The sequence below is a fragment of the Klebsiella aerogenes KCTC 2190 genome (assembly GCF_000215745.1).
Taxonomy (GTDB): Bacteria; Pseudomonadota; Gammaproteobacteria; order Enterobacterales; family Enterobacteriaceae; genus Klebsiella; species Klebsiella aerogenes.
Genome location: NC_015663.1, coordinates 638,963 through 651,568, shown reverse-complemented (window position 1 = coordinate 651,568; position 12,606 = coordinate 638,963). Strand labels below are relative to the sequence as shown.

Here is a 12,606-nt window from a genome sequence, read left to right as displayed (position 1 = left end):
TCAGTCAGATCAGAAAGTTTCTAATTAATTCCGGTGGTTACTTTTCCGCCACCAGCAGATCGCCGCAGCGAACGCAGCGGTAGGTGGCTTCACCGCGCACCACGCGGTTATGACGACGAACGGTGAGCTGATGCTGCTGGCACTGGCAGCGATAGGGGAAGGTGTTCTGGCGTACCGAATCAAGCTCAAAGCGATGGGTGCGGCGGGCGGGGACGCCCAGCACGACCTCCATCATCCATTTCCACTCTTTACCGTGCGGCGCGACGCGGCCAAAGTGTTTCCACACCAGCAGATGCGCCAGTTCGTGCGGCACCACTTCATCGATAAACGCCTGCTGATTTTCCAGCAATAGCACTGGATTAAGGCGGATCTCGTTTTTCTCAAGCCACGCGGTGCCTGCGGAGGTGCCGCGCTGCTGATAAACCAGCGTCGGTTCCGCATAGCGGCGTTCCAGCTTGAGATTGGCGGTGGCAAGGTGCTCCCGCAGGCTACGCATGACGGCCTGCTGGATAGCGATGGGAATACGGGGTGTTTTCATAGCGCCAGAGGATAGTGCGCCGCGCGGGGGAGAGCAAGAAGAAGCTTCCTCCCAAAGGGGAGGAAGCACAGAGGGGATTAATCGCGAGCGCCGATTTCGCGCAGCGGACGTCCCTGCATCAGGTTGCGTTCAATATGTTCCAGCGAGACGTTTTTGGTTTCCGGAATCAGCCAGATAGTCAGCAGGATAAACAGCACGTTCAGACCGCCGTAGACCCAGAAGGTGTTGGCGCTGCCGAGAGAGTTCAGCATGGTCAGGAAGGTGGCGCCGACGATCATATTGGCAATCCAGTTGGTCGCGGTGGAGCAGGTGATACCGAAATCGCGGCCTTTCAGCGGCTGGATTTCCGAACACAGTACCCAAATCAGCGGGCCGGCGCTCATCGCGAAGCCGACGATAAACATCAGCAGCATCAGTACCGCGAAGTACTGTGCGGTAGCAGAATGAATACCGATATGCATCATGCTGCCCAGTACGCCCATACCGGCGGCCATCACGATAAAGCCGAGGATCAGCGTCGGTTTGCGGCCCCAGCGGTCGACCAGGCCGATAGCGATAAAGGTGGCCAGTACGTTGGTCAGGCCGACGATCACGGTGCCCCACATTTGCTCAGTGGTATTGGCATAGCCCGCCAGTTCAAAAATCTTCGGCGCATAGTACATGATGACGTTCATCCCGGTGAACTGTTGCATGATCTGCAGCAGTACGCCGAGGAACACCGCGCGGCGGAAGTTACTGTTCTCTTTGAACAGCGCCCAGCCGGACTGTTTGACTTTCAGGCTTTCGCGGATTTCATCAAGCTCGCGTTTGGCTTCGGCGCTGGTATCTCGCAGGCGCAGCAGGACGCGCTCGGCATCGACGAAACGGCGTTTAGCGGCAAACCAGCGCGGGCTATCCGGCAGGAAGATAACGCCGATCAGCAGCAGGACTGCCGGGATGATAATCACGCCGAGCATCCAGCGCCACGCGCCGCTATAGCTGAAGGCGGTGTCGGAAAGATAGGCGCCGAGAATACCGATGGTAATCATCAACTGGTACATCGAAATCATACTGCCGCGGATTTTCTCCGGCGCGATTTCCGACAAGTATAGCGGCGCGGTGTAAGAGGCGACGCCAACCGCCAGCCCCAGCAATACGCGGGAAATTAGCAGGATTTCGACGTTCGGCGCGGCGGCGGAAAATAGCGAGCCCGCAACGAACAGGATCGCGCCGATCATCAGGCTTTTTTTACGCCCAAGTTTGAAAGAGAGCCAGCCGCTGCCCACTGCGCCGACGGCGGCGCCGAACATCATGGAGCTGACCACCCACTCCTGGGTGTGTGCGCTGATTTGGAATTCATTGGCAATGAACGGTAAGGCGCCGGCAATAACGCCGATATCAAGGCCGAACAGTAAGCCGGCCAGCGCGGCGAGGAAACAGACAAAGAACGTCATCGTCTTGTTTGAACGCCCTTGTTTTTTATTGTCAGGCATAACGCCCTCCAGTTGAGTTATTGATTCTGTCGATGCTTAGAGTAGGGGAGTGCAGGACAAAAAAACGTGATTACAATCACGACTGTGTAATCGGTTACACTAAGGTAAAGATATGTAATCAGCAAAAACATATTCAAATCATAGATATAAAAGGCAATTATCGCCAATAAGATTGCGCTGAAATGGCGAAATTCGACATGGTATGTAACATTGTGAAAAGAATTGGCGTCAACAGAAAGCTCAGTTACGCCAGGCTCTATAGCAGATATGTAATCGCTTCCATTATCTATGGCCTGCATGGCAAAAAAAGGGCAGGAAGCGTTAGATGTGGGGAATGAGGGGCAACAAAAAGGCCAGCGCGGGGCTGGCCTTAAGTAGTCAAGCGGGGTGGCTTATTTCAGGCCGGCCGCTTCGCGCAGCAGGGCTGCTTTGTCGGTTTTTTCCCATGGGAAATGTTCGCGACCAAAGTGACCGTAAGCCGCGGTCTCTTTGTAGATCGGGTGCAGCAGATCCAGCATCTGAATCAGGCCGTATGGACGCAGGTCGAAGAACTCGCGTACCAGCAGGGTCAGCTGTTCAGAAGGCACTTTTTCGGTGCCGAAAGTTTCTACCATGATCGAAGTCGGTTCAGCGACGCCGATGGCGTAGGAGACCTGAATCTCACAACGATCGGCAAGGCCTGCGGCAACGATGTTTTTCGCTACATAGCGCGCCGCGTAGGCTGCGGAACGGTCAACTTTAGATGGATCTTTACCGGAGAACGCGCCGCCGCCGTGGCGAGCCATGCCGCCGTAGGTATCAACGATGATCTTACGACCGGTCAGACCGCAGTCGCCCATCGGGCCGCCGATAACGAAACGGCCGGTCGGGTTGATGAAGAACTTGGTCGAAGCGTTCAGCCATTCGGTCGGCAGAATCGGCTTGATGATCTCTTCCATCACTGCTTCCTGCAGGGATTTCTGATCGATATCTTCAGCGTGCTGAGTAGACAGAACTACCGCATCGATGCCGACGATTTTGCCGTCGTCATACTGGAAAGTGACCTGGCTTTTCGCGTCCGGACGCAGCCACGGCAGGGTGCCGTTTTTGCGGACTTCAGCCTGGCGCTGTACCAGACGATGAGCATAGGTCACCGGAGCCGGCATCAGCACGTCAGTTTCGTTAGTGGCATAACCAAACATCAGGCCCTGGTCGCCCGCGCCCTGTTCCAGCGGGTCGGCACGGTCAACGCCCTGGTTGATGTCCGGGGACTGTTTACCAATGGCGCTCAGGACGGCACAAGAGTTGGCGTCAAAGCCCATATCGGAATGCACGTAACCAATTTCACGCACCGTGTTACGGGTGATCTCTTCGATATCAACCCATGCGCTGGTGGTGATTTCACCGCCAACCAGAACCATGCCGGTTTTAACGTAGGTTTCGCAGGCTACGCGCGCTTTCGGATCCTGTTCGAGGATCGCGTCCAGCACGGCATCGGAGATTTGGTCAGCAATTTTGTCTGGATGCCCTTCTGATACAGACTCGGACGTAAAGAGGTGTTTTGCCATGTTTTATTTTACCTGTGAGTATTCGTGTAGCTCATACTGTTGTGTAGAGAGGCTTTGATAGATGACCCTACCAAGGCTTGCAGGTAGTGACACGAGCAGTCTGAGTGTTAATCAGTATAGATGGATTAACTTCTGGATGGCTATTTTAGGTCAGAACTTCATCGCATTTCCACATTTTTTTGACATCACCCGCATTAATGGAAAAAGCGTGGTGGAAATTTTTCCTGACAACCCCGGCAAGGCGCGTATTTTTATTTTGCATTTTACCCCGCTTCTCGGTATAAAACGCCGCGCGCGGCTCATTAAAAAAGCGCACGAAGCCCCATCTCGTGACGCCACTTCCAGCCGGGTTAAGCACTCTGTTACACAGCGGCGGTTTCGCCGGCTGTACGATATGTATATACCCTAAATAATTTAAGTTGCAGGAAGGCGGCAAGGGCGCGAATTCCCAGGAGCATAGATAACTATGTGACTGGGATGAACGCACGCAGCCAACGCATCTGCAGCTTGAAGTATGACGGGTATAGCTTTGGCTTGTCGCTGGCCTGTTTCGGGGCAGTGTGGAGGTGATACCAGATAATGAACCAACGTTTTTCGCCTGATTCGTCGCGTCGTTCTGTCGCGCAATTCTATCCCGCAATCTGCATCTCTTTCGTGCAAACCTGCCGATGTTCTACCCATCTCGGCGCTTCTCAGGATTCCAGGGCCTCCAGGCTTTTTGAAAACTGAACAAGGGCGCTCTTGCGTGAGCAAGGGTTTTCTCGTGGTTTCTCCGGGCTGTCACACCAGCTTCGGGTACGTGTTTTACTATATATGAATAAGAAACCGGTCGCGCAGCTGCAGTGCCAGCACTATCTGCTGGGATTAAAGGCTGTTCATGGGTTGTTATCGCGTCTGTCGACTGCGATAGTAGTTAATATTACAAGTTGAGGTTCGCTATGTCTGACGACATGTCTTTGGGTTCGCTTTCGTCAGCAGGCGAACACGGTGTACTACGTTCCATGCAGGAGGTTGCGATGAGCTCCCAGGAAGCCAGCAAAATGCTACGTACCTACAATATTGCCTGGTGGGGTAATAACTATTACGACGTTAACGAACTGGGCCATATCAGCGTTTGCCCGGATCCTGACGTCCCGGAAGCGCGCGTCGACCTGGCCGAGCTGGTCAAAGCGCGCGAAGCCCAGGGACAACGCCTGCCGGCGCTGTTCTGCTTCCCGCAGATCCTGCAACATCGTCTGCGCTCGATTAACGCCGCCTTCAAGCGCGCGCGTGAATCCTACGGTTATAACGGTGACTATTTCCTTGTCTACCCGATCAAGGTTAACCAGCACCGTCGCGTGATTGAATCCTTGATCCACTCCGGCGAACCGCTGGGGCTGGAGGCCGGTTCGAAGGCTGAGCTGATGGCGGTGCTGGCGCACGCGGGGATGACCCGTAGCGTGATCGTCTGCAACGGTTATAAAGATCGCGAATACATCCGTCTGGCGCTGGTGGGTGAGAAGATGGGCCATAAGGTCTATCTGGTCATCGAGAAGATGTCGGAAATCGCCATCGTGCTGGAAGAGGCCGCCCGTCTGAACGTGGTGCCGCGCCTTGGCGTGCGTGCGCGTCTGGCTTCGCAGGGCTCCGGTAAATGGCAGTCCTCCGGCGGCGAGAAATCCAAATTTGGGCTCGCGGCGACGCAGGTGCTGCAACTGGTCGAAATTCTGCGCGAGGCAGGCCATCTTGAGAGCCTGCAACTGCTGCACTTCCACCTCGGCTCGCAGATGGCCAACATTCGCGATATCGCCACCGGCGTGCGCGAATCGGCGCGTTTCTACGTCGAGCTGCATAAGCTGGGCGTCAATATTCAGTGCTTCGATGTCGGCGGCGGTCTGGGCGTGGACTATGAAGGGACCCGCTCGCAGTCCGACTGTTCGGTGAACTACGGCCTGAATGAGTACGCCAACAATATCATCTGGGCGATCGGCGATGCCTGTGAAGAGAACGGCCTGCCGCACCCGACGGTGATTACTGAGTCCGGCCGCGCGGTGACCGCGCACCACACCGTACTGGTTTCCAACATTATCGGCGTCGAGCGCAACGAATACACCGAGGCGACCCCGCCGGCGAAAGACGCCGCGCGTCCGCTGCAGAGCATGTGGGAAACCTGGCTGGAGATGCACGAAACCGGCAACCGCCGCTCGCTGCGTGAATGGCTGCATGACAGCCAAATGGATCTGCACGATATCCACATCGGCTACTCCTCAGGCACCTTCAACCTGCAGGAGCGCGCGTGGGCGGAACAGCTGTATCTGAACATGTGCCATGAGGTGCAAAAACAGCTCGATCCAAGCAACCGCGCCCATCGCCCAATTATCGATGAGCTGCAGGAACGTATGGCGGATAAAATCTACGTCAACTTCTCGCTGTTCCAGTCGATGCCGGATGCCTGGGGTATCGATCAGCTGTTCCCGGTGATGCCACTGGAAGGGCTGAACAAGTCGCCGGAACGCCGCGCGGTGCTGCTGGATATTACCTGCGACTCCGATGGCGCCATCGATCACTATGTTGACGGCGACGGGATCGCCACCACCATGCCGATGCCGGAATACGACCCGGAGAACCCGCCAATGCTGGGCTTCTTTATGGTTGGCGCTTATCAGGAGATCCTCGGCAACATGCACAACCTGTTCGGCGACACCGAAGCGGTAGACGTCTTCGTCTTCCCGGACGGTAGCGTTGAGGTTGAGCTCTCCGATGAGGGCGATACGGTGGCGGATATGCTGCAGTATGTTCAACTGGATCCGAATACGTTGCTGACCCAGTTCCGCGATCAGGTGAAAAATACCGGCCTCGACGCCGAGCTGCAGCAGCAGTTCCTCGAAGAGTTCGAAGCGGGGCTGTACGGGTATACTTATCTTGAAGATGAGTAACTAAGAGTTATCCGCTGGCGGGCCGGTTTATATTCCTGAACCGGCCCTTTTTTATAAATGAAATCTGAAACATCATGGTAGCTGCTTTTTAAAATGACAAAGGTCCGTACACTGCCGCAGGGAATTAACATTCAGTGAAACAGGGACGGAATATGAAAAGCATACCGCGTTACGGTCTTATTATCGGTTTATTATTTTTAAGCGGCTGCGCAAAACAGCCGGAGTACAATACCCGCAAGGCACTCTCCACTGAGGTTGCCACCCGCTGGGGCAGCGACGTTCACTCAACGGTTAAAGGCGTGTCTGCAGAACGCGTAGATTCCCATCCTGATGAGATCGTATTAATTAATTATTCCGGTCAATATCAAACCGGGTTTGACCAGCGCTATAGCATTCGTAATAGCGATCTGGAATATGCGGTACGCGATGCTAATTTTAACTCTCTCCCTATTACTCGCCGCTATAATAATTCCACGGGAAAATGGCAATACGCCATTGCGGCCCGCGTTGGTACTCAGTATCAATTATATGTCCGTAATTATAGCCACAGCGTGGATTATGAAATTGTCGCCACGGTGGATGGTCTCGATGTCCTGAGCGGTAAGGCCGGTTCGCTTAACAACAACGGCTACATTGTGCCTGCTGGTGGCTCGTTAGCGATCAAAGGCTTTCGTAAAAACAGCCGTATCGAGGCGGCATTCGAATTTTCAAACGTCGCGCAATCTTATGCCGCCCATTCCGTACAGGGTGACACGCGTAACGTTGGAGTCATTGGTTTTGCGGCCTTCGCTTTACGTGGAAAAGAGCAAGCGTCGCTACCGCCGTGCGCGAGCCAGGCCTTCCCGGCGGACGGTTTCGCCCCGGCGCCTTGTCAAAAATAAACGTCCCGCTTGCTGCCGGGCGTTTTTCGGGCGATAATTTATGCCCATAAGCAGTAACCCAATTCAAACCCTTCCTCGTCGGGCCTAACGACGCGGAGGGGTTTTTTTATACTTATTTTTTACGTACCACGACTGCGAAAAGAGGTCATATCCATGAGCACTTTAGGTCATCAATACGATAACTCCCTGGTATCCAACGCCTTTGGTTTCCTGCGTCTGCCGATGAACTTTATGCCGTATGAAAGCGATGCGGATTGGGTCATCACCGGCGTGCCGTTTGATATGGCGACCTCCGGGCGCGCGGGCGGCCGTCATGGCCCGGCGGCGATCCGTCAGGTGTCAACCAACCTTGCCTGGGAGCACAACCGTTTCCCATGGAACTTCGACATGCGCGAACGCCTGAACGTCGTGGACTGCGGCGATCTGGTCTACGCCTTCGGCGACGCCCGCGAAATGAGCGAGAAACTGCAGGCGCACGCGGAGAAACTGCTGGCGGCCGGTAAACGCATGCTCTCCTTCGGCGGCGACCATTTCGTCACCCTGCCGCTGCTGCGCGCCCACGCCAAGCATTTCGGTAAAATGGCGCTGGTACACTTCGATGCCCACACCGATACCTACGCCAACGGCTGTGAATTCGACCACGGCACCATGTTCTACACCGCGCCGAACGAAGGGCTTATCGATCCGAACCACTCCGTGCAGATCGGTATTCGTACCGAATTCGATAAAGATAACGGTTTTACCGTGCTTGATGCGGGCCAGGTTAACGACCGCAGCGTCGATGACATCATCGCTCAGGTGAAGCAGATCGTCGGCGATATGCCGGTGTACCTGACCTTCGATATCGACTGCCTGGATCCGGCATTTGCGCCAGGTACCGGTACGCCGGTGATCGGTGGACTCACCTCCGACCGTGCGATCAAACTGGTGCGCGGCCTGAAGGATCTGAACATCGTCGGGATGGACGTGGTTGAAGTCGCCCCGGCCTATGACCAGTCCGAAATCACCGCCCTGGCGGCGGCGACTCTGGCGCTGGAGATGCTTTATATTCAGGCGGCGAAGAAAGGCGACTAAGCCTATCCCCGTCATACTTCAAGTTGCATGTGCGTTGGCTTTCCTCGCTCACCCCAGTCACTTACTTGAGTAAGCTCCTGGGGATTCTCTGCGTCGCCGCCTTCCTGCAACTCGAATTATTTAGGGGATAGAGGTATTTACTGCTGCTGCGCGACGCATGCGCAGCAGCAGTACGCCGCCGGCGCACAGCGTGATCAGCTGCGAGGCCACCAGAACGGAAAAACCTGAACTGACCGATCCCACCGATTTCATCACCACTCCCATCAGCAGCGGAATAAACGCCGCGCAAATATTGCCAATGCCGTTAATGATCCCATAGGCGCTGCCCACCGCTTCGCGCGGGGCGTGATGCTGAACCACCGCGGGGATCGCTGCCCCCTGTAATCCCCAGAAAACGTTCGCCGCCAGCATAAACAGCGCCAGCATCGCCGGCTGCTGGCTGAGCATCAGCGCCAGCACGGAACCGGCGGTGAGTAGGCCGCCGATAATAAACAGCAGCGGTGCCTGCTCCGGGCGCATTTTGTCGAGGAGCACGCCGCCAAGAAACTTTGAGCCGAGGCTTAACAGAAAGGGGACTGCCGCCAGCAGCCCGGTGGCCTGTAGTGAGAAGTGGTGCTCGTCGCGCAGCCAGGCGGGCAACCAGGCGCTGCTCCCCCACAGATAACTGAGCGTGGCGATTTCCACCAGCAGGATCCAGCCAAGCAGCGGCGTACGCCAGGCGAGGGAAAAAGTTTGGCTGAAGCCCGGCTTCGCGCGCTGGGCGGTCACTTGCGGCGCGGGGAGAAACCGCCAGATTAATCCACCGCCGAGCAGCAGGTTAAGCAGCGCCAGCACGTAGAAGGAACCGATCCAGCCAACGTGCGCCATCAGCCAGGTGACCAGCGGGAAGCCTACCGCCAGCCCCAACGATACGCCAAGGGCGGTCAGCGCATTCGGCTTGCCTATTTCATCAGCGGCGAAGTTGTCGTTGATAAAGCGCGTTTTCAGAGAGAACAGCGGCCCCTCCGCCACGCCAAGAACGATGCGCGCGATCAACATTCCCAGCAGTGAGCCGAGTAGCGGGGAAATGGCGCACACCAGCGCCCATATAGCAATGCTGCTTAAGAGTCCCTGACGATAATGCCATCTACTTTCTATAACTGGGGTTAATAATAATGCCGAAAACCCATAACCCAGAAGAAAGCATGTCATTAGCATACCTTGTAACATTCTGTTTTCATTTAACTGAAAATGGGCAGCGAATTCCGGGTTAAGGATCATCACCGAGATATTTACCCGATCGACGTAGGAAATAATTATTAACAAAAGTAATGCTATTACCCCTTGCCATCTTGCCGCCATTCGTTGTCTCCACGCTTAATTTAATGATTGCCAGTTATTATTTTTTAACGCCAGATATAGTTACATAAGTAAAATGGTTCACCTGTGAAACTCTCTGTTTTTAAAGGATTAAATAAAGAGTTGTTTCATGGGTGAAACACCATGGCTTCCACTGTTGCCCATTTTTAATGATCGATTTGAAAAGAAGTCAATAGTCGGATGTGAAATTTAAATCGGCATTTTTATTTATAATGGATCACCGCTTTAAATATCATCATTTCATCTGAATGCAGTTTTTCGTGATCAATTGCACACTTAGCTAATTTAAAAGCCATTCATTAACAAGTTCGTCACATTAACGCTTGACGAAACATTCACCGCTTTTATATTGACCGTATTAAATAAGAAACAGAGTTTCATATATGAAACAAAAGCCTGGAGGATTGCGATGAGCTGGATAGGCGTATGTGACGCGGAGCAAGTACAGGAAGATTTCCCATATAGCGGCAATATCGACGGTAAGGAAATCGGTATTTATCTGATTGATGGCGAATATTACGCGCTGGAAGACGTTTGCCCTCATGCCTATGCGCTCCTGAGCCAGGGCTTTGTCGAAGATGGCAAGGTGGAATGCCCGCTGCATGAGGCGGTATTCGACGTGAAAACCGGCCAGTGCCTGCATGGCCCCGGCGGTCGCAACCTTAATCGTTACCCGGTGCGGGTATACGACAATCAGATCCAGATTACCTTTATCGAGGAGAACGTGGCATGAGCGAATCCCTGGACTTCAACCCGGCGCTACCGGAAAGCCGCCAGTTTACGCCACCGGCGGAAGGCGGAAACGGCAATATCCATAAGCCTGGCGACTATCACAATCTGATTTGGCAAACCCGCAGCCGGGTGCCGGAAAACTGGGAACTGCAGCTTATCGCCACCCTGGAAACGTTGTTCGAGCAGGGCGCGGAAAGTCTCGGTGAACTGGTGAACGGCCTCAATGGCGTCAGGATGCATGACCAACAGGGCGAACCGTGGAGCGAAAGCAGCTTCCAGGCATTTTTACAGGTTAACGGCTACTGAGGACACAGCGATGACGACAACGGTACAAAACTATCTTGATAAAGGACTGCGCGGCCTGTGGTATCCGGTGCTGGCGAGCTGGGAAGTGCAGTCTGCGCCGGTAGGCATTACCCGTCTCGGCGAGCAGATCGTGGTCTGGCGGAATAAAGACGGTCAGGTGCAGGCGCTGGAAGACCGCTGCCCGCATCGCGGCGCGCGCCTGTCGATGGGCTGGAACTTAGGCGATCGTATCGCCTGCTGGTATCACGGCGTGGAAGTCGCCGGCAACGGCGAAGTCAAAGACGTCCCGGCGGTTGACCGCTGCCCGCTGGTCGGCCAGCAGTGCGTGCGCAGCTACAACGTGCAGGAAGCGCACGGGGCAATCTTCCTGTGGTTCGGCGTCACCGCCGACCAGCAGCCGGATGAACTGAGCTTCCCGGAGGAACTGGCCAACCACGAAAAATACAGTAACTTCCTGTGCACCGCGGCGTGGAAATGCAACTACCAGTACGCGCTGGAAAACGTGATGGACCCGATGCACGGCACCTATCTGCACTCGTCATCGCACTCGATGGCGGAAGGCGATCGCAAAGCCGATATGGTGCTGCAGCCGACGAAAACCGGCTTTATCTTCGAGAAAAAAGGGCAGAGCGGCGTCAACTTTGACTGGGTTGAATTGGGCAACAGCGGCGCCTACTGGATGCGCCTGTCTATTCCGTACAAAAAGCGTTTCGGGCCGGGCGGCCACTTCTGGATCGTCGGCATGGTGGTTCCGGAAGATAACGACAACTGCCGCGTCTTCTTCTGGCGCATCCGCGGCGTTCAGGGCTGGCAGCGCGATCTGTGGCGCTTTATGTACCGCAACCGTCTGGAAAAACTGCACTGGGAAGTACTGGAACAGGATCGCGTGGTGCTGGAAAGCCTGGCGCCGAACGCCCGCGATCATGAATATCTCTATCAACATGACGTCGGTTTGTCCCGCCTGCGCCGCATGATGCAGAAAGCGGCGAAAGAGCAGTTAGCGCTTCGCGAAGCGCAGCAGGGTGCCGCCTGATGAACGGCCTGCTGAACGGTAAACGTATTGTCGTCACCGGCGCGGCGCGCGGCCTCGGTTACCATTTTGCCGAATCCTGCGCCGCGCAGGGCGCGACGGTGGTGATGTGCGACATCCTGCAGGGGGAGCTGGCGGAAAGCGCTCATCGCCTGCAGCAGAAGGGCTATCAGATCGAATCCCACGCCATCGATCTTGCCAGTCAAGCGTCGATCGAGCAGGTCTTCAGCGCCATCGGCGCGCAGGGGCCTATCGATGGCTTAGTCAATAACGCGGCGATGGCCACCGGCGTCGGCGGTAAAAATATGATCGATTACGATCCGGACCTGTGGGATCGGGTGATGACGGTCAATGTCAAAGGCACCTGGCTGGTGACCCGCGAGGCGGTACCGCTGCTGCGCGAAGGGTCGGCGATCGTCAACGTCGCTTCGGATACCGCGCTGTGGGGCGCGCCGCGGCTGATGGCCTATGTCGCCAGTAAGGGCGCGGTGATTGCGATGACCCGCTCCATGGCCCGCGAGTTGGGTGAAAAGCGGATCCGTATCAACGCCATCGCGCCGGGACTGACCCGCGTTGAGGCCACGGAATACGTTCCCGCCGAGCGTCATCAGCTGTATGAGAACGGCCGCGCGCTCAGCGGCGCGCAGCAGCCGGAAGATGTCACCGGTAGCGTGGTCTGGCTGCTGAGCGATCTTTCGCGCTTTATCACTGGCCAACTGATCCCGGTCAACGGCGGTTTTGTCTTTAACTAA

At 55.5% G+C, this 12,606-nt stretch carries 14 protein-coding genes; 10 read left to right on the top strand and 4 right to left on the bottom strand.

Annotated elements, in window-relative coordinates:
* Positions 1-37 precede the first annotated feature (37 nt).
* From EAE_RS03175 to metK, 3 genes are all read right to left on the bottom strand, one after another.
* Positions 38-538, bottom strand: a complete 501-nt coding sequence (locus EAE_RS03175; RefSeq protein WP_015369738.1) for a SprT family zinc-dependent metalloprotease — start codon at positions 536-538, stop codon at positions 38-40.
* Between the two features lie 77 nt (positions 539-615).
* Positions 616-2,010 carry a sugar porter family MFS transporter gene (locus EAE_RS03170; RefSeq protein WP_015369739.1) on the bottom strand — a complete coding sequence of 465 codons (1,395 nt, stop codon included), beginning with the start codon at positions 2,008-2,010 and terminating at the stop codon, positions 616-618.
* A 392-nt stretch (positions 2,011-2,402) separates the two neighbouring features.
* Positions 2,403-3,557, bottom strand: a complete 1,155-nt coding sequence (metK, locus tag EAE_RS03165) for a methionine adenosyltransferase (RefSeq protein ID WP_004149807.1) — start codon at positions 3,555-3,557, stop codon at positions 2,403-2,405.
* A 136-nt stretch (positions 3,558-3,693) separates the two neighbouring features.
* Between metK and EAE_RS03160 the strand changes: the two genes are divergently transcribed.
* From EAE_RS03160 to speB, 6 genes are all read left to right on the top strand, one after another.
* Positions 3,694-3,966, top strand: a complete 273-nt coding sequence (locus EAE_RS03160; RefSeq protein ID WP_015703452.1) for a hypothetical protein — start codon at positions 3,694-3,696, stop codon at positions 3,964-3,966.
* 170 nt (positions 3,967-4,136) lie between these two features.
* Positions 4,137-4,286: a hypothetical protein gene (locus tag EAE_RS25515; RefSeq protein WP_418269008.1), complete on the top strand. Its 150-nt coding sequence runs from the start codon at positions 4,137-4,139 to the stop codon at positions 4,284-4,286.
* A gap of 84 nt (positions 4,287-4,370) precedes the next feature.
* Positions 4,371-4,487 carry an acid stress response protein YqgB gene (gene yqgB / locus EAE_RS03150; protein ID WP_015369741.1) on the top strand — a complete coding sequence of 39 codons (117 nt, stop codon included), beginning with the start codon at positions 4,371-4,373 and terminating at the stop codon, positions 4,485-4,487.
* Positions 4,488-4,495: 8 nt separating this feature from the next.
* Entirely contained in the window at positions 4,496-6,472 is a 1,977-nt protein-coding gene (speA, locus tag EAE_RS03145) for a biosynthetic arginine decarboxylase (RefSeq protein WP_015703451.1), read from the top strand.
* A 152-nt stretch (positions 6,473-6,624) separates the two neighbouring features.
* Positions 6,625-7,353: a hypothetical protein gene (locus EAE_RS03140; protein WP_015703450.1), complete on the top strand. Its 729-nt coding sequence runs from the start codon at positions 6,625-6,627 to the stop codon at positions 7,351-7,353.
* 153 nt (positions 7,354-7,506) lie between these two features.
* On the top strand, positions 7,507-8,427 hold the full coding sequence (speB, locus tag EAE_RS03135) for an agmatinase (RefSeq protein WP_015369744.1): 921 nt from the start codon (positions 7,507-7,509) through the stop codon (positions 8,425-8,427).
* 120 nt (positions 8,428-8,547) lie between these two features.
* Here speB and EAE_RS03130 read toward each other — a convergent pair whose 3' ends face one another.
* Positions 8,548-9,768: an MFS transporter gene (locus EAE_RS03130; protein ID WP_032709126.1), complete on the bottom strand. Its 1,221-nt coding sequence runs from the start codon at positions 9,766-9,768 to the stop codon at positions 8,548-8,550.
* A gap of 427 nt (positions 9,769-10,195) precedes the next feature.
* Here EAE_RS03130 and EAE_RS03125 point away from each other — a divergent pair, with 427 nt between their 5' ends.
* Genes EAE_RS03125 through EAE_RS03110 form a run of 4 tightly spaced genes read left to right on the top strand, consistent with a single transcriptional unit; the run spans position 10,196 to position 12,606 of the window.
* Positions 10,196-10,519: a Rieske (2Fe-2S) protein gene (locus EAE_RS03125; RefSeq protein WP_004151769.1), complete on the top strand. Its 324-nt coding sequence runs from the start codon at positions 10,196-10,198 to the stop codon at positions 10,517-10,519.
* The gene (locus tag EAE_RS03120; protein ID WP_004144765.1) at positions 10,516-10,824 is read left to right on the top strand and encodes a recombinase-like helix-turn-helix domain-containing protein; all 309 of its coding nucleotides are present in this window, start codon (positions 10,516-10,518) and stop codon (positions 10,822-10,824) included. The genes EAE_RS03125 and EAE_RS03120 overlap by 4 nt, the downstream gene beginning before the upstream one ends.
* A gap of 10 nt (positions 10,825-10,834) precedes the next feature.
* The gene (locus EAE_RS03115; protein WP_015369746.1) at positions 10,835-11,857 is read left to right on the top strand and encodes an aromatic ring-hydroxylating oxygenase subunit alpha; all 1,023 of its coding nucleotides are present in this window, start codon (positions 10,835-10,837) and stop codon (positions 11,855-11,857) included.
* Positions 11,857-12,606 (top strand): SDR family oxidoreductase, encoded by a 750-nt coding sequence (locus EAE_RS03110; RefSeq protein ID WP_015703448.1) that lies wholly within the window; start codon positions 11,857-11,859, stop codon positions 12,604-12,606. Before EAE_RS03115 ends, EAE_RS03110 begins: the two co-directional genes overlap by 1 nt.

What these genes read in the sequence shown, in the direction of transcription:
- EAE_RS03175 (WP_015369738.1), bottom strand. Translation starts at nt 538, where the DNA reads ATGAAAACACCCCGTATTCCCATCGCTATCCAGCAGGCCGTCATGCGT.
- EAE_RS03170 (WP_015369739.1), bottom strand. Translation starts at nt 2,010, where the DNA reads ATGCCTGACAATAAAAAACAAGGGCGTTCAAACAAGACGATGACGTTC.
- metK (WP_004149807.1), bottom strand. Translation starts at nt 3,557, where the DNA reads ATGGCAAAACACCTCTTTACGTCCGAGTCTGTATCAGAAGGGCATCCA.
- EAE_RS03160 (WP_015703452.1), top strand. Translation starts at nt 3,694, where the DNA reads ATGGCTATTTTAGGTCAGAACTTCATCGCATTTCCACATTTTTTTGAC.
- EAE_RS25515 (WP_418269008.1), top strand. Translation starts at nt 4,137, where the DNA reads ATGAACCAACGTTTTTCGCCTGATTCGTCGCGTCGTTCTGTCGCGCAA.
- yqgB (WP_015369741.1), top strand. Translation starts at nt 4,371, where the DNA reads ATGAATAAGAAACCGGTCGCGCAGCTGCAGTGCCAGCACTATCTGCTG.
- speA (WP_015703451.1), top strand. Translation starts at nt 4,496, where the DNA reads ATGTCTGACGACATGTCTTTGGGTTCGCTTTCGTCAGCAGGCGAACAC.
- EAE_RS03140 (WP_015703450.1), top strand. Translation starts at nt 6,625, where the DNA reads ATGAAAAGCATACCGCGTTACGGTCTTATTATCGGTTTATTATTTTTA.
- speB (WP_015369744.1), top strand. Translation starts at nt 7,507, where the DNA reads ATGAGCACTTTAGGTCATCAATACGATAACTCCCTGGTATCCAACGCC.
- EAE_RS03130 (WP_032709126.1), bottom strand. Translation starts at nt 9,768, where the DNA reads ATGGCGGCAAGATGGCAAGGGGTAATAGCATTACTTTTGTTAATAATT.
- EAE_RS03125 (WP_004151769.1), top strand. Translation starts at nt 10,196, where the DNA reads ATGAGCTGGATAGGCGTATGTGACGCGGAGCAAGTACAGGAAGATTTC.
- EAE_RS03120 (WP_004144765.1), top strand. Translation starts at nt 10,516, where the DNA reads ATGAGCGAATCCCTGGACTTCAACCCGGCGCTACCGGAAAGCCGCCAG.
- EAE_RS03115 (WP_015369746.1), top strand. Translation starts at nt 10,835, where the DNA reads ATGACGACAACGGTACAAAACTATCTTGATAAAGGACTGCGCGGCCTG.
- EAE_RS03110 (WP_015703448.1), top strand. Translation starts at nt 11,857, where the DNA reads ATGAACGGCCTGCTGAACGGTAAACGTATTGTCGTCACCGGCGCGGCG.